The 20,407-nt window shown below is 56.5% G+C and carries 12 protein-coding genes; 5 read left to right on the top strand and 7 right to left on the bottom strand.

Features of this window, described 5'->3' with window-relative positions; translation table 11 throughout:
* Positions 1-539: 539 nt before the first annotated feature.
* The 3 genes from ACYSMN_RS25045 to ACYSMN_RS25035 form a co-directional block, all read right to left on the bottom strand.
* Positions 540-1,850, bottom strand: a complete 1,311-nt coding sequence (locus ACYSMN_RS25045) for a serine hydrolase (protein ID WP_488926675.1) — start codon at positions 1,848-1,850, stop codon at positions 540-542.
* Between the two features lie 232 nt (positions 1,851-2,082).
* Entirely contained in the window at positions 2,083-3,306 is a 1,224-nt protein-coding gene (locus tag ACYSMN_RS25040) for a hypothetical protein (RefSeq protein ID WP_488926674.1), read from the bottom strand.
* 187 nt (positions 3,307-3,493) lie between these two features.
* A complete protein-coding gene (locus tag ACYSMN_RS25035) occupies positions 3,494-3,958 on the bottom strand; it encodes a GNAT family N-acetyltransferase (protein ID WP_488926673.1) in 465 nt (154 codons plus the stop codon).
* A 201-nt stretch (positions 3,959-4,159) separates the two neighbouring features.
* Between ACYSMN_RS25035 and ACYSMN_RS25030 the strand changes: the two genes are divergently transcribed.
* From ACYSMN_RS25030 to ACYSMN_RS25015, 4 genes are all read left to right on the top strand, one after another.
* Positions 4,160-5,560, top strand: coding sequence for a PQQ-dependent sugar dehydrogenase (locus tag ACYSMN_RS25030; protein WP_488926672.1), 1,401 nt, complete (start codon positions 4,160-4,162; stop codon positions 5,558-5,560).
* A 470-nt stretch (positions 5,561-6,030) separates the two neighbouring features.
* The gene (locus ACYSMN_RS25025) at positions 6,031-7,398 is read left to right on the top strand and encodes an Nramp family divalent metal transporter (RefSeq protein ID WP_488926671.1); all 1,368 of its coding nucleotides are present in this window, start codon (positions 6,031-6,033) and stop codon (positions 7,396-7,398) included.
* Positions 7,399-7,528: 130 nt separating this feature from the next.
* The gene (locus ACYSMN_RS25020; protein ID WP_488926670.1) at positions 7,529-9,754 is read left to right on the top strand and encodes a TonB-dependent receptor; all 2,226 of its coding nucleotides are present in this window, start codon (positions 7,529-7,531) and stop codon (positions 9,752-9,754) included.
* Between the two features lie 314 nt (positions 9,755-10,068).
* Positions 10,069-10,923, top strand: coding sequence for a transporter (locus ACYSMN_RS25015; RefSeq protein ID WP_488926669.1), 855 nt, complete (start codon positions 10,069-10,071; stop codon positions 10,921-10,923).
* A gap of 82 nt (positions 10,924-11,005) precedes the next feature.
* On the opposite strand, the gene ACYSMN_RS25010 is transcribed toward ACYSMN_RS25015, so the two are convergent.
* From ACYSMN_RS25010 to ACYSMN_RS24995, 4 genes are all read right to left on the bottom strand, one after another.
* A complete protein-coding gene (locus tag ACYSMN_RS25010; protein WP_488926668.1) occupies positions 11,006-11,401 on the bottom strand; it encodes an SPW repeat domain-containing protein in 396 nt (131 codons plus the stop codon).
* A 162-nt stretch (positions 11,402-11,563) separates the two neighbouring features.
* Positions 11,564-12,772: a DUF1501 domain-containing protein gene (locus ACYSMN_RS25005; protein ID WP_488926667.1), complete on the bottom strand. Its 1,209-nt coding sequence runs from the start codon at positions 12,770-12,772 to the stop codon at positions 11,564-11,566.
* Positions 12,773-12,962: 190 nt separating this feature from the next.
* Positions 12,963-14,546 carry a DUF1800 domain-containing protein gene (locus ACYSMN_RS25000; protein ID WP_488926666.1) on the bottom strand — a complete coding sequence of 528 codons (1,584 nt, stop codon included), beginning with the start codon at positions 14,544-14,546 and terminating at the stop codon, positions 12,963-12,965.
* Positions 14,547-14,750: 204 nt separating this feature from the next.
* On the bottom strand, positions 14,751-18,944 hold the full coding sequence (locus ACYSMN_RS24995; protein ID WP_488926665.1) for a lamin tail domain-containing protein: 4,194 nt from the start codon (positions 18,942-18,944) through the stop codon (positions 14,751-14,753).
* A 392-nt stretch (positions 18,945-19,336) separates the two neighbouring features.
* On the opposite strand from ACYSMN_RS24995, the gene ACYSMN_RS24990 reads away from it, so the two are divergent.
* Entirely contained in the window at positions 19,337-20,332 is a 996-nt protein-coding gene (locus tag ACYSMN_RS24990) for an aspartate-semialdehyde dehydrogenase (protein WP_488926664.1), read from the top strand.
* Positions 20,333-20,407 lie beyond the last annotated feature (75 nt).

The following is a 20,407-nucleotide window of genomic DNA, read 5'->3' as shown; positions in this document are numbered from 1 at the left end:
GGCTGCAAAGATACTATCCTCTTTTCACTCGAAGCAAGAAAAAGCAAAAGTTTTTCTTGCCCTTCGCTCTTGGCAGCACTTCTTCTCTCAAAGGAGAAGCGGGCTGCAAAGATACAACAAGCAAACCCCGATTGTCAAGCTCTACTGAAAACTTTTTAGCAGCTTTCTAAGAACTCTGTCTTCGTCCGACTGAAACGGGTTGCAAAGATACAACACTCATTTCTGCCTGTGCAAGTCAAGAAGCAAACTTTTTTTAGTTGCTGTCCTCCTCGTCACACTTGGTAGCTGAGAGCACGAAGTAGGAGCATTTCCAGATCAACACCCGAAAGCGGTAATCTAGTTCCCCGCGTTTCTACTTCGCTGTGCCCGATCCGCGTTTCGGATTGGGAGTGCAAAAGTAGTAGACTGTTTCTTCTTGTGCAAGGCCTGCTCAGAGCTTTTTACATTGAATCCTTCAGCGAGAAAAAGCCTTCCTTGATTAGTGCGCTGAGGCAGAACTCGTTGAGCCGGCTTTTTGGTTCAACGAGATGCCAAATATTTCAACGAATACTTTCTAGTGCGAAGAAAGCGGAGAGATTCGGGCTGTATTGGCGAGGACGTAACGTTTCATATTGGTGTATTACTTGTCCTAATTTGGTGAGGAAAGGCAAACCAACGGTGGTGTATTCGTAAGCTCCATCATTAATAATACCATCTTGATTGAGATACAGGACAGCACTTAGCATGAACTCCGTTTGGTGCGTGGAATCAGCGAAGTAAGCTACATCAGCAAGGTAGCCATGCGACATGCCCACTATATTATATATATGCAAGGTAGGTTCGGCTTGAGTTTGAGGATTGCGGCCGTAGTAGAGGTATTTCTTATAAGCATCAAAAAATTGCTTGGAACTAAAGGGTTGATAAGCAGAACTGTGGGGAGTATGGTGGAGGTAGTAGCGAAGAAAAGCGTAATCGTCAGTCGTTAACTTGAATTGTTGCTTGGTGGGTGTTGCCTCGGGAAATAACAGTGCTTTTAAGATATCCGTGACATCTTGCAGAGGCAGATAATTGGCAGTCGTGAAATCATAAGGCCGGGGAATGATACGCCCATTGGCTTGAAAAGCCCGGCCCTTGAGGACTTGACCTAGAGGGTAGCTGAAAGCAATAGCATTGGAGGCTGCCGGTTGCTGATAGATTCGCTCCCCTTTTGTATCAAGGAAATCAATGGGATTGGTGTGACGGTTGGCAAGCGTATCGCAGGGAGAGAAACGGCGTACGATGCGGGCATTAGGATATCCTAGCTGGGCGAGACGCTCATTGAGAGGGCGTTGGCCAAGAAATTCATACAGACGATTGTAAGCACTGTTGTCGCTGACGAGTAGCATGCGCTTTATATAATTGCCGACTGTATTTATCTGGTCTGAATCGGCGGCGGGATTGTAGGGTGCGGAGGTTTGGCAGCGGAAGGCGGTACGGGTGACCATCGGGCTGCGACGGCTGAGACCAGGCTGGCGCAGTTGATTTAGCTTTTCGAGAGCTAAAGCGGCGGTAGGCAGTTTCACCATGCTCGCTGGATTGAAATACTGCCGGGCGTTGAGGCGAAAGTTATGCTGAGTGAAGTGAGGCTGGTTCTGAGCGTCGCGGTTGATTTGAGTGTAGATGATTTGCAGTTCGTACTCGTTGGCACGGGTTGCTACGGCCGCGAGGGTCTTATCTGAACGAAGCAGGCTATCGAGCAGGGGGCTATTGGCTTGTTGCGCGCCACTATGGCTGTGGACTGGTCGGTTCGGCTGATGGCTGCTGAGAAGCAACAGTAATCCAACTGTGCATGGTAATAGAAGCAGTGCAAAAACACGACGGCGTGAAGACATACTCACTTATAATATAATGGGTGGCAGAAGGTAGACTTCGTGTTCTTCACCTCACTCCCTACTTTCAGAATAACGGATAAGAAGGTGTAATGGCTCATTCTTTCACTCAGTGAACTGCCCATCCTCAAAAAAGCCACGGCTGCTAGCGGTGGCTTTTTTGAGGATGGGCAAAGGATGAACTAAGAGTTGTGAATGCTTACAGTTGACTCTGCCTCGCCAAGTTCTATAGAATTTATTGGCTTGATAAAGGCGTTTGCCGATGAGCTAGAAGCAAATTGGAGTCGTTTTGGCGCCAGTTGTAACCCGTGCCAAAGGGAAGCGGACGTGGCCGATTGCTAGTGTCAGCATATGCTTTGGTGAGAGCGGGTTGGTAATGCTTGGCGAAAAGGTTGATAGGGCGCTTGTAAATACCATAGTGTGTGAGCTGCCAATCGGCGGGGCGGAAGTACTTCATGGCAATGCCGGAATCGTCTTGAAGAATGTAGTTGCTGCGCTCCAAAATGAGGTTGCGGACCTTGCTGAAATAGCTTTTGTGCATGAGGTAGCTGGCCGATTTCACGTAGGTAGTTAACGAACCGAGACTCTTCACATACTGGATAACAGCATCCTTATTAGTGCCCATTTTCCAGTCGCTGATATCGGCGGAGAAGTAGTAGACTTTCTGCTCGTCACCAGCTTTGTTGAGCATCTTCATTTCGACACCAGGAATAAGTTTAGGATTCCGTTTCTGAACACTGGCGCTATCGGCTTCTAGGAGTTGGCCTTCGCTGTTGAGTTGCACGTAGCGGATGCTCTGGACTTGGTGGTCGGTACGAGCCGCAAACAGCATCATCAGCGGTAAAGAACCATCCAACTCCAACGACTTAAGCTCAACAGCCATATCGTTGGTGCGGAAAAAGCTGAAGTTGAGCACCGACCAGAGCGAAGCCTTAACGGCTGGGAACAGCTTGGGCTTTTCAAGCGTGGCTCGCCGCGGGATGGAACCGACTGGCTCTAGCCCTACTAGCACGTAGGTGCTGCTGTGCGGAAACATCGTCACGACGTTTAGCAGATCGGGGCCGCTAAAGGGATAGAAAACGGTTGCGCTGCTAGCTCGCACGGAGTCTAGTTCGGAAGCAGCCCATTTTTCGATCTTGGTGGTGCGGGTAGCGTGGTATTTAGCCCAATTATTATCGGCATCGGTGGCAAAAGCTTGCCAGGCTGGCTGCGCGGTAAGGGTACGCAGGGTGCTTTTCTGGCTGACTGGTTGGCCAGCTAAGTACGCTGCTACATCCTGCACGTAGGCAGTATCAGGACGGCTGGGGGGAATAGGTTGGGTCGCTACGGTGTCGGGAGTGGCCGGCGTAGTGGCGGGTGCTGCGGTAGGTTGCTCGGTTTGAGGCTTCTTCTGTTCGGAGCAGGCTGCTAGTATAGTGAGTGCAGCCGGCAGCAGAAACCGGTGAAAGGAGAATCGCATTTAAAAAGATTGGTGGGAGAGGTGAAACTAAGACCAGCAATATTACCAGACTTAATTTTAACCTGAAGGGTAACGGGCAAACATCCCCGATACCAGTGCACAGCACGCCGGGTGAGTATTCATTTGAAGTCGAACCAAGCTTACCTGAACTTCAGCTAAGTATGCTGACGCGTTGAGATGGTGCCTGCTAGCTAGGATTTTCAGCACCGTAAGGGTTTTGCAGGCTGATTTCCAGGAACCGATCCGGGACAGCTAACGGGGCGAAACCAAACTGCTGATACAAGCCGTGCGCGTCTAGAGTGGCTAGCATGCGGCGGCGTAAACCTTGTAATCCTGGATGCGTCCATACCACTTCCATTAGCCATTTGGAAAGGCCCTGCCCTCGGTAAGTTGACAGCACGAAGACGTCGCAGAGCCAGGCAAAGGTGGTGTAGTCCGTTACGATTCGTGCAAAACCGGCTTGCTGCCCGTCGGGCGCATACAGTCCGAACGAGAGGGAATGCGCAATAGCTCGTTCCACCAACTCGCGCGAAATGTTTTTAGCCCAGTAGGAGTCGTACGCTAGATACGCATGAATGACTGCTATATCTAGGCGAGCTGGGTCGGTACTGATGATAAAACCCTCGGAGTGGTGAGAATCTGGAATCTGCATGTAAGCGTGAAGAGTTACGAGGAAATTTAAGGTTCGCCGTGGACTTCAAACAAAATATCTTACCGTGTATTTTGTACTATGAAGGCGCTCCTTGAGCAAAACTACGGGAGAAAGGCCAACAGGCAGAAACTCATCCGTGAAGCGTCTTTACGCGTTGATGTCAGTACAAACCCATTTTCTCACCACCAACTTCTTCCGCTAATGAAACATGCTGCTACTCTACTGCTACTCTTAGGGATGATGGCTCCGGCCCGCGCCCAGCAAAATCCGCCGTTGGCTACTTACACCGTCGGCAACACTACGCTCACCTTGTCGGCACTTACAACAGGACTCGACACGCCCTGGGAGCTGCTGTGGGGGCCAGACAACTTTCTATGGATGACGGAGCGCGCCGGCCGAATCAGCCGCATCAACCCCAATACGGGTCAGGTGCTGCCCTTGCTAACGGTGGCTGACGTAACGGAAACTGGTGAAAGCGGCTTATTAGGTATGGCTTTGCATCCCGATTTCAGCACTTCGCCCTACGTATACATAGTATATAATTACACTGACACGGAAGGGCTCAAAGAAAAGCTCGTACGGTATACCTACACGGCGGCTACCAATACCTTGGGCAGTCCACAAATCCTGCTTGGCAATATTGGGGCTACAACCACCCATAGTGGTTCCCGGTTACTGATCCTGCCAGATCGCACTCTTTTGATGACTACCGGTGACCGCCAAGTAAGGTCGGATGCTCAAAGCACGACTTCACTCAACGGCAAGATTCTGCGTCTGAATTTGTATGGAACGATTCCGACCAATAATCCAACACCCAATAGTCCAGTATACACGCTAGGGCACCGCAATCCGCAAGGTTTGACACGTGCCCCGTCTGGCCGTATTTACAGCGCGGAGCACGGCGAGAATATTGATGATGAGGTCAACCTGATTGAAGCAGGGCGTAACTACGGGTGGCCCAACATTGAAGGCCCCTGCAATCTGCCAGCGGAGCAAACTTTCTGCGCTGCTAATAATGTGCGCGAACCGCTTACTTCCTATACGCCCACGCTAGGTGTGTCTAGCCTTGCCTACTACACGCATCCGGCAATTCCGGAGTGGAATAATTCCTTGCTTCTGCTTAGTCTAAAGGCTAGTTCACTCGCTAACCTTAAGCTCAACACGACGGGTAACCAAGTAACAAGCCAGAACAACGTGTGGAGTGGTACTTACGGACGGCTGCGGGCCATATGCGTTTCGCCCCAGGGACGCGTGTACATCGGCACCAGCAACCGCGATGGGCGCGCCACTCCCGGAGCCACTGACGACCGTATTCTGGTGCTCGAAAACCGAGCTTATGTATTGAACACGGTAAGTAATAGCCAATCGGCAGCGCTGGCTATCTGGCCCAACCCCGCTACGCACACCGTAACCGTTCGGCTGCCAGCCCCGGCTACTACCTCGCTTGTGATACGGGATGCTCTTGGCCGGACCACACGAACAGTGGCTATCAATGGCCAGCAAGAGACTAGCATTGACGTGCAGCAATTGCCTGCGGGCTTATACATGGTGCAAGCTCAGCTCGGCAACACACGGTTTACTCGTCGTTTGGTAGTGGAGTAGCCATCAGATACAACTCATTTCTCCCATATGAAAAGAGCGACGCCTAGCGTTGCTCTTTTCATATAACGGCTACAGTAGAAAACATAGTCTAGTACGCTTTGCGTGTGAGGGTATATCCCCTTACCCGCTCACACAAGTTGTACAAGCTTTTTCTCCTGCTTCTCCGCGAATCTGCACTTACTCGGTTAGGAGTTACTGACCCAAAGTAAAAACTCTGTCTTCGCGGCTCCGGCAGCAAGCGCAGCACGCGGAATTAGCATCAGAGCCCCCACTACGACCGGAATTATACTACCCGCTTATTTCACTACCCGGCAGATTGTTTCGGCTCTTAGATAGCACAGTTCAAGTAATAATCGTAGGGCTCTTTTGACTTAGGGCGAAACTTTTTCGGAGCAGGAAAGTATTTATGTTGTCTTAAAAATATTTTTAGACAAGTCTAAAAAGTATCTTTGCTTTTCGTTAGTCTTCAGATGCCCCCTATCATACAACCCTCACCACCTCAAACAGTACCACCCGCTGATACTGGCTGGCGGCGGGCCCGCAATGCCCCTTCGTTGAGCGAGGTGTACGCTAGCATTAAAGTACCCGCTGCCAGTGCTTCGTTTTGGCGCAAAATGCTAGCCTTCTGGGGACCTGGCCTAATGGTGGCCGTAGGCTACATGGACCCCGGCAACTGGGCTACCGATATTGCTGGCGGCGCACAGTTTGGCTACACACTGCTTTCGGTGGTTCTGATTTCGAACCTGTTTGCGATGCTGTTGCAACACTTGGCGGCCAAACTCGGCATCGTAACGGGGCGGGATTTGGCGCAAGCTTGCCGCGACCATTACTCCAAGCCGGTGGCGATGATGCTGTGGGTTTTGTGCGAAATAGCCATTGCCGCCTGCGACCTGGCCGAAGTTATTGGGTCGGCTATTGCGTTGAACCTGCTGTTTGGGCTGCCGCTACCTTGGGGCGTGGTATTGACCATCTTGGATGTGCTGGTGGTACTGCTGTTTCAGAGCCGCGGTTTTCGGGTTGTGGAGAGCATCGTGGCTGGCCTGACAGTAATTATTTTTGGCTGCTTCCTGTACGAAATCATCGTTTCGCACCCCGACTATTTTGGCATTCTGGGCGGTCTGGTGCCGCAGCCGCAAGTGGTGACGAATCCAAAGATGCTCTACATTGCCATTGGCATTTTGGGTGCCACCGTAATGCCGCACAACCTGTATCTGCATTCCAGCATCGTGCAGACGCGGGCTATTGAGCAAACGGAAGTTGGTAAGCGGATGGCCATCAAGTTTGCTACCATCGACTCGACCGTGGCGCTGTTTCTAGCCTTCTTCGTTAATGCCGCTATTCTCATAACTGCGGCGGCAACTTTCCATCGTAATGGGCTGCACAATGTGGCCGATATCAGCGACGCGCACCGGCTGCTGGCACCCGTATTGGGGGCCGGGGCGGCCAGTACCGTTTTTGCGGTGGCGCTGCTGGCTTCTGGTCAGAACTCTACGCTCACGGGCACGCTGGCCGGGCAAATCGTGATGGAAGGTTTCCTGAACCTGAAGCTCAAACCCTGGCTGCGGCGCCTCATCACGCGGGGCATAGCCGTGGTGCCAGCCTTAATCGTGACTCTGCTTTACGGCGAAAAAGGCACGGGTGAATTACTGGTACTGAGCCAGGTGATTTTGTCGTTGCAGCTAAGCTTCGCGGTAGTACCGCTAGTGCTTTTCACTGGTAGCAAGGCCAAAATGGGCGTATTTGTGAACCGGCCATTGGTGCAGGCTATAGCGTGGGTGGTGTCTGGTATCATCATTGTGCTGAACGCCTACTTGCTGTTCGAAACCTTTTTCGGCTAAACCACACGAAGCGCAGGACCCATTGAGGGTTGCTGCGCTTTTTTGTTGAACTCCTTTTAGACTACTCTAAAAATAAATCCTAGCTCATCCTAAATAAAGGTTTGTTATGAAACAGTTCTTCTCTCTTTTGATGCTCTTGCTTCTTCACTTTCAAGTTCAGGCGCAAACTGGCAGCATACGTGGAACTGTGCGGGCTGAGGAAAAAGTGGTGCCGTTTGCTAGCATCGGCCTGAAAGGGACTAGCACCGGTACTACGGCCAACGAAGAAGGCGCTTTCACGCTGTCGAAGGTTACGCCTGGCAGCTACCGGCTCGTAGTTAGCGCGGTGGGGTTTCAAGCCACGGAACGAGCTGTTACGGTGGCGGCTGATAAGGCTACGACGATAAATATTGCCCTGAACGCATCTAGCAGCACTTTGGGCGAAGTGGTGGTGAGCGGAACCCTGGGCGAGGTGGTGAAAAGTGAGTCGCCGATAGCAGTGGAATTGTACACGCCGCGCTATTTCCAGAAGAACCCGAGCCCCTGCTTATTTGAAAACCTGACGCTGGTGAATGGCGTGCGGCCGCAGCTTAACTGCAATGTGTGCGGCACTGGCGACATTCACATCAACGGGCTGGAAGGACCCTACACGATGGTGCTCATTGATGGAATGCCCATCGTGAGTTCGCTGAGCACGGTGTATGGCCTGAGTGGCATTCCGAGCAGCTTGGTCGAGCGGGTGGAAGTGGTGAAAGGGCCGGCCTCGACTCTCTACGGTTCGGAAGCAGTGGGCGGGCTCATCAACGTCATCACCAAAAACCCGGCGAAAGCACCCCGCTTTTCCGCCGACTTGTTCGGTACCTCGCACCGCGACCTGAACCTGGACCTCGGCACAGCTGCCAAAGTGGGCCTCGCCTCCACTCTACTCAGCACCAATCTGTACGGCTACAACCAGCGCCGCGACGTGAACGAGGACGGCTTCACAGACGTGCCAACGCAAAAAAGAGTGTCTGTATTCAACAAGTGGAGTTGGCAGCGGCCCGAGCAGCGAGCCGCCAGTTTAGCCGGGCGCTATTACTACGAAGACCGATTTGGCGGCCAATTGGGCTGGCGGCCGGAGTTTCGGGGCGGCGATAGTATCTACGGCGAAAGCGTATACACGAGCCGCTACGAGTTGCTGGGGCAATATCAGTTACCGGTGGCGGGACAGAAATTGCTGCTGAGCGGCTCTTTCAACCAGCACCGCCAAAACTCGGCCTACGGCACCACGCGCTACAACGCCACGCAGCGCGTAGGGTTTGGGCAGCTCACCTGGGCCAAGAGCCCAACCATCCGTCATAATCTGCTGCTAGGCGCCGCTTTCCGCTCCACGTGGTACGACGATAATACGCCGGCCACGGGCAGCGAGTTAGGCAACCAGCCCGACCTCGTGAATCTGCCCGGCGTGTTTGTGCAAGACGAATTCCGCCTCACGCCCGATGCCACGCTGCTGGCCGGCTTGCGCTACGACTACAACCCGCGCCACGGCAACATTTTCACGCCGCGGCTCAACTACAAGTGGGGCACCGTGGATGGCAGCCGCGTGGTGCGCGTGGGCATCGGCAACGGCTACCGGGTGGTGAACCTGTTTACGGAAGACCATGCGGCCCTCACCGGTGCCCGCGAAGTGGTGGTGCCGGAGGCGTTGCGGCCCGAACGTAGCTGGAACGCCAACCTCAACTACACCCGCATCCTGAGCACTGCGGCCGGCACGTTCACCTTCGATGGCAGTGCTTTCTACACCTACTTCACCAATAAAATCAGCCCCGACTACGATACCAACCCCAACCAGATTATCTACCGCAACCTCGACGGCTACGCTATTTCGCGGGGTGTTTCGCTGAATACGGACTTCACATTTTCGCGGCCGCTGAAGCTGATTGCGGGCGTCACGGTGATGGATGTGTTTCGGCAGGAGCGGCCAGCGGAGGGCGGCGAACTGCGGCGAGTAGCACAACTGCACGCGCCCGTTTTTTCGGGCACTTACACGGCCAGCTACAGCTTCGCCCAGCTTGGGCTGACGGTGGACTACACCGGGCAAGTAAACGGGCCGATGCAGCTACCGGTGCAGCCCAATGACTTCCGGCCGGCCCGCTCGCCGTGGTTTTCGCTCCAGAACCTACAGGTTACGAAACACCTGGGGCCGGGCCTGGAAATCTACGGCGGCGTGAAAAACATCCTCGACTTTCTGCCGCGCTACGCCTTGCTTCGGCCCTTTGACCCATTCGACAAGACCGTGGACCAAAACAATCCCAACGGCTACACCTTCGATACGAGCTACAACTTCGCACCGCTGCAAGGCCGGCGGACCTTTTTTGGGGTGCGTTATAGCCTTTGAGAAGTGAGATTTGAGAGTGTCTGGCTGTTGGTGTAACAGCATGAATATCAGTTTAAAGTCGGTAATAAGATTGGTAAGCAGCCAGTAGCGCGAAGCTCCGGCTTCGCGTATAGCTGCTGACGTTGAACAGGATTTGTTCGAGCGGCGCGGACGATACGCTAAGCGGGAGCTGCGCGCTACACCAACTTCCAAACCGTGCTAGGCACTTGCCATTGGCCAATGGCCTGAAGTGGAGTTAAGGGGTGAAAATGTGCGCGGTGTGTTCACAAAACTGTGGCGTTTGCGTAGGCTGCTGCATACTCACTCTCTCCTCAATGAAAGTTTTTTACTTAGCTCCGCTGCTTGTTTTGCTAGGTGCTATCAGCGCCGAAGCACAAACCAAAAAGTCCTGCCCCTACGACTCGGCGCACTTTAGCCTGTTTAAGCCGGTGCCGCGCAACCAGCTTCGCCCTCTCCGCCCTGACCGGCCGGGCGTTACGGAAAGCCCGTTTACGGTGGACGCTGGCCATTTACAGGTGGAGACGGATGCCGTGCGTCTCATCAACACGCGGGAAGAAGAGCAGCGCAGCCGGGAGTGGAAAGCCGCCTTCACTACTGCCAAACTCGGCCTCAGCCGCCGCACCGACGTGCAACTGGAAGTGCCGCTCTACAAGGTGCAGAAAGAGCGCGAAACCCCGGAAGCCGACTGGCAGCGCAACTCCGGCTTCGGCGACTTGACCCTACGCGTAAAGCATAACTTCCTTGGCGACGATCAGGAAGGCCCCTTAGCAATGGCCGTAGTAGCCTACACGCGCTTCCCCACGGGCGGACAAGCCGGTAGCGGGGCCATGGAAGGCGGCCTCATTGTGCCCGTCAACCTGGAACTGCCCCACAAATGGAACCTCGACTTGCAGCTGGAGTCGGACCTGGACTACGACCGGGAGCAGGACCGCCATTACGTGCGCATGATGCCTTCTTTGGCTATAGACCATGAATTCACAGAGGTGTTTTCCTTTTTGGTGGAAGGCGTAACCCAGTGGGACGCGGAACATACCGGTTGGCGCTCCTCGGTTAACATAGCCCCTATTTTCACGGTCAACGAAAACTTGCAATTCGACGTAGGTACTCACCTTGCCCTCAGCCGAGATACGGACTGGGAATTTTTCTTGGGCTTCACTTTTCGCCGCTGAGTGGAGCTGGCTTTCAACGCAAACAGCCGGTGCATACTATATGCACCGGCTGTTTCATTTGCTGAAAGATGCTCTAGCGACTCTAGTGCGTGTCCGTCATGAGGGAGCGAGAATGGGCCTGCCCCTGGCTCTGCGCGCGCCAGTCGGTGAGGAACCACACAATGGTAAATACCACCCCGGAACCGATGAACAGGTTCCGGGCCGTGGGGTTGTCATCGGAAAAACCGAAGATGAATGGCGCGGCTATCAGTGCCAATCCACTAATTAGTTCAAGGCTGCCGTGCACGGGGAACGGGATGATGCGCATCACGCCGAGCGAGTAGTCGGTGGCTAGGGCGATGAGCAGGTAGCCGCCGGCTAGTACGTAGCAAGCCGTGGCGTAGGCGCCAGTCAATTCAAACAGGAAAGGAGCAAGCGCGAAGAAGACTACCGTCATGTAGTCGAGGACGCCGTGGGCGGCCGGTGATAATACTTTCATAGCTCGTGGTAGGTGCGTTGGGGTGAAGAATGGTTTCCCTGCTTCCTACGAAGGCCCGCCCGAATGGATATTGCTCAGTTTGAGTTAAAAAGCTCTTTCAACCGGCCTAAACTGAACGCTACTTATGAGAGTCCGACAGTTGCTACCAGCACCGCATCCACCTCAGACCAGCCCTGACAGCCGGTCGAATTTGCTGCCCAGAATGGCTTGGTCATCTGCCTCCAGCCAGTCGTGGAGGATGGTGGCGTAGAGGCTGCGGAAGTCGAGTTGGTGGCGTAAGTCGCCTTCGTTGAGGTTTTGCAGGTCGGGAGCGTCGTTGAGGATGCCTTGCTGCTGAAGCCCGCCACCGAGCAGCAGCACGTTGTTGGCGGTGCCGTGGTCGGTGCCGTTACTGGCATTCTGGCTCACGCGGCGGCCAAACTCGGAGAAGACGACAACTAGCGTATCATCGAAATTGCCGGCCTTCTGCAAGTCTTCGGCGAAGGAGCCCAGGCCTTCCGACAAGTCACCAAGTAATTTGCCTTGCTGCTCCCGTTGGCGCACGTGGGTGTCGAAGCCCGTGAGCGAAACGTAGAATACGCGGGACTCAATGCCGGAATTTATCAGCTCGGCCGTGGTTTTGAGGTTGCGCCCAAACTCGGTGTTTGGGTACGCCACCGCCGACTTATACACCTTGGAAGTCTGGTACAGATAATCGGCGGAGGACGACGTTTCGGCCAGCGTCTTGTACAGGTAGTCCAGCTCCGAAACGGCTCCGGCGGGCTTTTCGCCGCTCACCTGCGCAATGAAACGGTTCTGGGTTATCTGATGAAACTTGGCGGGGTTTTTCAGCGCCAGTCCCTTGCGCAGTTCTCCTTTCATGGCCAGGCTCAGCGTGTCGTCTACTTCCAGCCCGTTGTAGGGCACCTGGCAGGCGGGACAATTGGAATCGAGGTAGCGGCCGAGCCAGCCGGTGCTCAGGTATTGGTCGGCCGCCGAGCCGCTCTGCCAGATGTCCATGGCGCGGAAGTGCGAACGGTCGGGGTTAGGGTAGCCCACGGAGTTGAGCACGGCTACCTGCCCCTGGTCGTACAGGCCCTTGAGGCGCGTCATGGCGGGGTTGAAGCCGAGGTCTTTGTCTAGGGCCAGAATGCCGCTTTGCTCCTTGATGCCGAGCGTGGGCCGGGCTTTGTGATAAAAGTCGTTGCGATACGGAATGACGGTATTCAGCCCATCATTACCGCCGCCAAGCTGCACTACCACCAACCGGCGTCCGCGTGCATCGCGCAGGCTTTTCAGCCCTTGGCGGTCCAGCGCGTGCAAAAATCTAGGCACGAATAGCAAGCTGCTGGCCAGTACGGAAGTCTTAAGAAAGTCGCGGCGGGAAGTCATATAGTGAGATATGAGACAGTGGGACATGAGAAGTGAGACGGACGCAGGTGCTTGGGAGGCTGACGGACCAGAGCCGTTACCAGAAGCCAACTGCTTAAAAGCGCCTTGTGCTGCTGGCTGCTTAGCGTGAAGCACGGACAATGTCAGCGGCGTAGCTGTCGGCAATGAGGCACGAGGCAGGAGCTTCGCGCTACATCAGTTGATACTCCGGTAAGCTTAGCAGGCTCGTTATCATGGTGCGCAGTCGGCCTTCGGCGGGGGCTTTTTCGGCGGCTTGCAGGATGAGGGCCAGGTTTTCGGGGCGGATGGGGGCTTGCAGCACAAATTGGCTGAGCTGGGCGGCTTGCTGAGTCGGGGGCGTCTTGGCCAGCAGGGCCTGAATGGGCGCCAGTTTCACGGTGGTTGTCACTTGCTGCTGAAAGGTTCGGTCGGCGCGCGGTACGTTGGGCGAAATGTCGTTCTCATCCTGCTTGAGCGCCACGTTGAACTCCGCGTTTTTGAGCAGCACCGATGGCAATTGCAAGCGGTAAAGCAAGGACGACGAGTCAATCCAGTTGCGCCCGCCCGGCCAGCCGGCTACGTTCGGCGGCTCAAACAGCGTTTGCCCCAACGCTTTTTGAAAAATGATAAGCGGCCGGTCGTTCACCAACTGCAAACCCATCGTGCGCTTTATACCCGCCAGCAGCTCCACCGGCGACTTGATGCGGGTGCCCACATTGGCCGCCTCGTAGAACCAATCGGCCGAAAACATCCGCTCCAGCAAGTCGCTGATATCGTACTGGCTCTGGAAAAACGCCTGCGCCAGCAGCTTGATGTGCGCGGCGTTGGGCGTGTCGTTCACGAAGAAGCGGTAGAGCTTGGTGGCGATAAACTCTGCCGTGCGCGGCTGCTCCAGAATGATGCCCAGCACCTGCTCGCCGGTGAAATTGCCGGTGCGGCCCAGGAAAGTTTTAGAGCCTTCGTCGTGCTGCTTTTCCCGAAACACAAACTCGCCCTGGGCATTATAGCCCCAGCCAGTGAAAGCGCGGGCGGCTTCTTTCACGTCGGTTTCGGTGTAGTTGCCGCGGCCCATCGTGAACAGCTCCATCACCTCCCGGGCGAAGTTCTCGTTGGGATGCTGCTTGCGGTTTTGCTGGTTGTTGAGAAACTGGAGCATGGCCGGTTCCTTGCTCACGGCCAGCAGCAAGTCACCAAATTTTCCCAAAGCCAATTGCCGAATGGTGTTGTTGAGGTGCAGAGCGGCATCGGGGCGACGCACCCGGCAGGCAAAATGACCGTGCCAGAAGAAGGTCAGCTTCTCGCGCAACTGGGCCGGGGAAGTAGCCATGCGCTGCAACCAGCCCGTGTTCATGGCATAGAAGGCGTCCCGGATACCTTGGTTCTGCATCTTGCGCTGCTGCGGCGTCATGTCCTGGCGCCGCAGCAGGGGCGGCTGATTTTTGCCGCGCGGGGGCCGCATTATCGCGCTTGGCAGTGCAACTACCGCAGCAGGCTGCCCCGAAACGGCGCTCATAGCCGTCTCGTCCGGCGTAGTTACCATGCCCGACTGCGGTGTGCCCGATGCCGGAGTCACTGGCCGAAACTGCGCCAAAGGCTCATTGTAGTGCATTTGCGGGCTATCGAGCAGCTCTACCTTCGCCGAGTCGCGGAGCAGCTGGCGGAACGCCTTGCGGGGCGAGAGGCCGGCGGCCACATCCTCGGGCCGAGGACCAAAGCCTGCGCGCCAATACAGATGCTGGAGTTGCTGTTGCGTCGTCATGGCTTTTTGACGCACCGGGCCGCCTTAAGTTTAACCTGTCCTTGCGAGGAGGCACGACGAAGCAATCCTTCCTCTCCTGAGACAAGTTTCCTACACAGACAATCCCTTGGCGTTAGTGTAGTAACCTAACGTCAAGGGATTGGTGCTTCAGTAAATTTTGTGCTGTGAGAAGAAGGATTGCTTCGTCGTGCCTCCTCGCAATGACAGGCGGGAGGGCGGCTAGAACCGGGCTCCTAGCACTACGGTCTTCTTGAACTGCTGCTTACTGCCGACGTTGGGCTTGAACAGATCAATCAGCAATACATAATAGCCCACCGGAGCCTTTTCGCCCCGGTCGTTGAGGCCATCCCACTGGAAAAAGCCGCTCGTCGCCATCGTTTCGTTGCGAGCCAGGCGGCGCGTGAGGCGGCCCTGCGCATCGTAAATAGTGACGCTGCCCGCGTAGCCGGTGCCATCGAGCTGGTAGTTGAGCGTCGTGAAATCCTGCATGCCGTCCTCATCGGGCGTGAATACCTCAGGCAATAAGCTGAATTGCTGATTGCCGCCGGCCGCATCTTGCTGCTGCGAGTTCGCCCGGCCCGGGGTAGCGTATCCCACGCTACTGGCCGCCGAATGGAAGTTGGCTGGCTGACTAGGACCATCGGTCCGGATACGTTCCAGCGAGACGCCATCCAAATCATCGAGCAGCTTCAGATGCTGATCCTTGTTGTAGGCGTACTGATCCAGCACGCTGCCCTGGCTGTTATAAATCACAACCACGCCCGCATCGTTGGGGAAAGTTGGGAAGCCATGCATAGCCAGAAAAGCCGACGCATCGTGGCTGGTGGGGTACTGGTTCTGCACGATTTCGGGGCGGGTAGTGAGCAGCAGTAGTTGGCCCGGAGCCAGCACGTAGGGGCTGCTGCTCACGTTTTCAGCATCGGCCGTGTTATCGGGTTTGATGTTGGCCAACTGCCAGCCCTGCACATCGAGGTACTTAGACGAGCGGTTCAGCAGTTCCACGAAATCCACCGCGCTGGTGCGCGGGTTGAACAGGATTTCGTTGATTACAACATCGCCAGCGGCTACGGCCGACGGCAGGCCGAAGCTGGCTGAAGTTAGCGGGCCAGCCGCGTTGCCCACGCAGTCGGTGGCGCGCTGCACGGTCACGGTCACGGGCTGATTGGGTTGCAGCGCGGTGCCTAGGGTGAGGTCTACGGTTCGAAAATCGGGCGCTACGGGGGCGGCGCGGGTAATAGTGGCGGCGGGCGAGAGGCTGTAGAGCGCCGGATTAGCGGCTTGCAAACTATCCAGCTTCTCCCCAAAAAACAGCCGTACCGTAGTCGGATTCAGAGCCAAGGCGCGTACTAGCGCCGGGGCCGTGCGGTCGGCATTGGCGGTGCGCACCGAGTTGGCGCGGCCGGGAGTGCCGCCGCTGACATCGTTGCTGGCCGTCCAGTTGTCGATGCCAGCGCAGGGATTGGCGGTATCCACCATTTCTAAGCTCCAGCCGCCGTCTTTTTTGCGAGCGTCCTTGTACCAAGTGTCGGAATACGTGACCTCAAACAGTGCCCGGCCGTCGCGGCCTAGTAGCACTAGCTGGTCGCCGGCATTGCTGAGGCTGGGGAAATTGCTCACCCCGAACACCCGACCGAAAGAGGCAAACTGCGCGGTGCGGGTGCTGCTGCACACCATGGCATATTCGCCCGGCTGCAAACGGTCGGTGTCGGCAAATACGGCGGGGTTGCTGGTGCTGCCCGGTTTCAGCAGCCGCACACCGCCCAAGTCGAGTGTGCGCGTGGCCGACGTGTTGTGAATTTCCAGGTACTCGGAGGCCGGCAGCCCTATTGTGGGCGTTTCATCGGCAAAAATCTCCGTGATGAGCAGTTCCCCGAAGCGGGCAACGGTAGGCAACCCAAACGTCGCGGAAGAAGCCGTGCCCGTCGCGTTGCCCAGGCAGTCGGTGGCCTGCTGCACCGTCGCCGTGTACGTCTGGCCCGACGTGAGCGGCGTCGACAATGCTAGCTCTACGGTCCGAAAATCAGAGAAAACGGGCCGTACGTTTTGGATGCTGAGGCCTGGCTGAAGGCTATACAGCGCCGGATTAGCCACGCGGGCGCTGTCCAGCTTTTCGTTGAATACCAATTGCACCAGGGTTGGGCTCAGCACCAGCACGCGTTGGAGCACCGGCGGCGTGGTATCCGGGGTGTTGGCGCGCACGGAGTTCACGCGGCCGGGCGTGCCACCGCTGGTATTGGTGCTGGCCGTCCAGTTGCTGGCTCCGGCGCAGGCGTTAGCCGGGTCTATCATCTCCAAGCTCCAGCCGCCTTCCTTCTTCACCGGGTCGCCGTACCACGCGTCGGAATACGTTACGGCGTTGAGTACACGGCCATCCCGCCCGCGCAACAGCAGCTCGTCGCCAGCGTTGTTGAGGCTAGGAAAATTGCTCAGCCCGAAGACCTTGCCAAACGCCGCGAATTGCGCCGTGCGCGTGCTGCCGCAAAGCACCGCGTACTCGCCGGGCAGCAGCGTGGCCCCATCGGCAAATACGGCCGGGTTGCTGGTGCTCCCGCCTTTACTCAGCCGCACCCCGCTCAAGTCCAGCACGCGCGTGGCCGAGGGATTATGAATTTCCAGGTACTCCGAAGCGGGCAAGCCGATTGCCGGCGTTTCATCGGCAAAAATCTCGGTGATGAGCACGTCGCCAAACCGGGGTGTGGTGGGTAAAGCAAAGGTCAGGGAAGTGGCCGCCCCGGTGGTATTGCCCAGGCAATCCGTGGCTTGTTGGACGGCCACCATGTAGGTCTGGCCGGTTACGAGCGGCGTTGCTAGGGTCAGCTCTACGGCGCGGAAATCAGAGGAAACCGGCTGGATGTCCTGGATGGCAATACCGGGCTGTATGCTGTAAAATGCAGGACTAGCTACACGGGCACTGTCTAGCTTCTCGTTGAAGACCAACTGCACGGTGTTGAGGTTCACCACCACTACGCGCTGTAAGGTGGGAGGTGTCGTGTCGGCGTTATTAGCGCGCACGGAGTTTGCGCGGCCAGGGGTGCCACCGCTGACGTCAGTGCTGGCAATCCAGTTGTCGGCACCGGCGCAGGCGTTGGCGGGGTCTATCATTTCCAGGCTCCAGCCGCCGTTCTGCTTGGCGGGGTCGCGGTACCAGGTGTCGGCGTAGGTCACGGCGTATACCAGACGGCCGTTGCGCCCGCGCAGCAGCAGCTCGTCGCCGGAGTTGTTGAGGCTAGGGAAATTGGTTAGTCCGAACACCTTGCCGAACGAGGAAAAATGCGCCGTACGCGTGCTGCCGCACACCACGGCGTACTCGCCGGGCAGCAACGTAGCCCCAGCCGGAAACACTGCCGGATTGCTAGTGCTGCCGCCCTTGCTGAGCTGGATGCCCGCCAGATCGAGCGTGCGCGTGGCCGAGGGATTGTGGATTTCCAAGTACTCCGAAGCCGGCAGCCCCACTACGGGCGTTTCATCAGCCAGAATCTCCGTGATGAGCAGCTGGTAATAGCCGGGCACTACAATGGTGCCCACAAAACTGACGGTGGCCATAAGCGGGCCAGCGGCAACGTTGCCGTAGAGGTCGGCCACGTTACGCACTTCCAACGTGCGCGCACCGGCCGGCAAATCGGCGTCCAGCGTCAGGTTTACTACGGCCGGGTTGGTGGCGTTGCGCTGGGCTGTGAGTACGGCCGGGCCGCTAGACAACTGATAACTGGCAGCGCTTTGGACCGCTGCTACGGGTTCGTTGAAGGTTACGTCTATGGCGCGGGCGGCGGTGGCGGCAGCTTGCACCAACGCCGGGGGCACCGAGTCCCGCACCCGGAAATCATCGAAGAAGAAAGCCCGGTTATTGGCCGCGGAGTACGTCATGGTCACCCCGAAATACGCTCCGCTGTAGCGGGCCGCATCCGTAGCGGTGCCTTCGCTCACGTACGTAATGGTGCCGGCTAAGTCGCGCTCCAGGGTCCAGACGTCTGAGGTGGAGCGCGTCACCCGGACCCGGACGAGGTTGTTGGTAGAGGAATTGAGCGTGGCATCCAGACCGTTTACCACGTACACCGGGCTGCCGGTGGCGTCCTTGCGGAATAGCGCAACTTCGTCGGGGGTGCCGCCGAGGCGCACGAAGAAGCCGCGGTTGCTGGTGGCTTTCAGGTCGGCTTGTTCCGAAATCAGCCACACGTCAGCATAGTTGCCGCTGCTGGTAGCCAACCGCAGATTGGCCCAGAACTCCCATACCGCACCGCCGCCCGTGGCTTGGCAGGGCGTCACGAGCTGAATCTGGGTGCCCGTTGTGGCGGGGCCGTTGCTTTGCAGCTGCTGGGTCGTAACCTGGAAAGAGGCCATGTCGCCGGTCCAGGCGGGATTTTGGGTGAAGTCGCCGTCGGCGAAGGAATCGGTGAGCTGAGCGGAGACGCTCATTGGCAGCAGCAATGCCAGAACAGACAGTAAAAGTTGTTTCACAGGCACGCCACAAATACGGGAAGAGGAAAGCAAAGCGGGGGTAAACTAGTGGCATTACAGCCGATTACGACCAGCAACATACCTAAAATCGGCTATATACCCAACAGTACGAGTGGGTCGCCACCGGTATTTCTTCTTGCGCTGCTTGTATTCTTTATCCAGGAACTCCATTTAAAACAACAATTAGGCAATCCTAATACAGCTTCACAAAATGATAAACTTTGATTTCCCCTTCTACTGAAGCAGGTTTTACCTCGTGAGATTTTGTCTTAAGTGAAGATGCCAGCGTCTTATGTCCTAAATTTGACGGCATAACCCGCTGCTTGCGGGGCTCCATTTTTCTTTTCTTTATGAAAGTTGCTGTCGTTGGCGCCACCGGCTTGGTTGGGGGCGAAATGCTGAAAGTGTTGGCCGAGCGAAACTTCCCAATCACTGAGCTGCTGCCCGTGGCTTCCGCGAAGTCGGTAGGCCAGGAAATCGAGTTTCGGGGCAAGCAGTACAAGGTGGTAAGCATGGACGACGCCTTGGCGGCACGCCCGGCCGTGGCCATTTTCTCGGCTGGCGGCTCCATCTCCAAAGAGCAGGCCCCGCGCTTCGCTGAAATCGGTACGGTGGTCATCGACAACTCCTCGGCCTGGCGCATGGACCCCACCAAGAAGCTGGTGGTGCCCGAAATCAACGCCAAAACGCTAACGGCCACCGACAAGATTATTGCCAACCCCAACTGCTCGACCATTCAGATGGTGGTGGCCCTGAACAAGCTGCACGAGACCTATAAAGTGCGCCGCATCGTGGTAAGCACCTACCAGAGCGTGACGGGCACGGGCAAGAAAGCCGTGGACCAGCTCATGGAAGAGCGGGCCGGCCAACCCGCCGCCAACCCCGCCTACCCCCACCCCATCGACCTCAACGTGCTGCCCCACATCGACGTGTTCGAGGCCAACGGCTACACCAAAGAGGAGATGAAGATGGTGAACGAGACCAAGAAAATCATGGGCGACGACACCATCCGCGTAACGGCCACCACGGTGCGTATTCCGGTAGTAGGCGGCCACTCCGAGGCGCTGAACGTGGAGTTTGAGCAGGAGTTTGAGCTAGCCGATGTGTACCGCCTGCTGCGCGAAACCGAGGGCGTGGAAGTAGTAGACGACCCGGCCCAAAACCGCTACCCCATGCCCAAAGACGCCCACGGCAAAGACGCCGTGCTCGTCGGTCGCCTCCGCCGTGACGAAACCCAGCCCCGCACGCTCAATATGTGGGTGGTAGCCGACAACCTCCGCAAAGGCGCCGCCACCAACGCCGTGCAGATTGCCGAAGCCATGCTCCGGCAAGGCTTGCTCGGATAAGCTAAAGGCTGGCGGCACTATTAAACGCTTGGTGTGAGTTAACAACGGAAGAGGTCCGCAAAAGCCAGGGCTGGC

It is taken from the genome of Hymenobacter sp. M1-2 (assembly GCF_057808495.1).
Note: the sequence above shows the minus strand (reverse complement) of the source record. Positions and strands in the feature narration are given on the sequence as shown.

Excerpts from the sequence above, each read along its gene's own strand:
- ACYSMN_RS25045 (WP_488926675.1), bottom strand. The coding sequence starts at position 1,850 with ATGTCTTCACGCCGTCGTGTTTTTGCACTGCTTCTATTACCATGCACA.
- ACYSMN_RS25040 (WP_488926674.1), bottom strand. The coding sequence starts at position 3,306 with ATGCGATTCTCCTTTCACCGGTTTCTGCTGCCGGCTGCACTCACTATA.
- ACYSMN_RS25035 (WP_488926673.1), bottom strand. The coding sequence starts at position 3,958 with ATGCAGATTCCAGATTCTCACCACTCCGAGGGTTTTATCATCAGTACC.
- ACYSMN_RS25030 (WP_488926672.1), top strand. The coding sequence starts at position 4,160 with ATGAAACATGCTGCTACTCTACTGCTACTCTTAGGGATGATGGCTCCG.
- ACYSMN_RS25025 (WP_488926671.1), top strand. The coding sequence starts at position 6,031 with ATGCCCCCTATCATACAACCCTCACCACCTCAAACAGTACCACCCGCT.
- ACYSMN_RS25020 (WP_488926670.1), top strand. The coding sequence starts at position 7,529 with ATGCTCTTGCTTCTTCACTTTCAAGTTCAGGCGCAAACTGGCAGCATA.
- ACYSMN_RS25015 (WP_488926669.1), top strand. The coding sequence starts at position 10,069 with ATGAAAGTTTTTTACTTAGCTCCGCTGCTTGTTTTGCTAGGTGCTATC.
- ACYSMN_RS25010 (WP_488926668.1), bottom strand. The coding sequence starts at position 11,401 with ATGAAAGTATTATCACCGGCCGCCCACGGCGTCCTCGACTACATGACG.
- ACYSMN_RS25005 (WP_488926667.1), bottom strand. The coding sequence starts at position 12,772 with ATGACTTCCCGCCGCGACTTTCTTAAGACTTCCGTACTGGCCAGCAGC.
- ACYSMN_RS24995 (WP_488926665.1), bottom strand. The coding sequence starts at position 18,944 with ATGAGCGTCTCCGCTCAGCTCACCGATTCCTTCGCCGACGGCGACTTC.
- ACYSMN_RS24990 (WP_488926664.1), top strand. The coding sequence starts at position 19,337 with ATGAAAGTTGCTGTCGTTGGCGCCACCGGCTTGGTTGGGGGCGAAATG.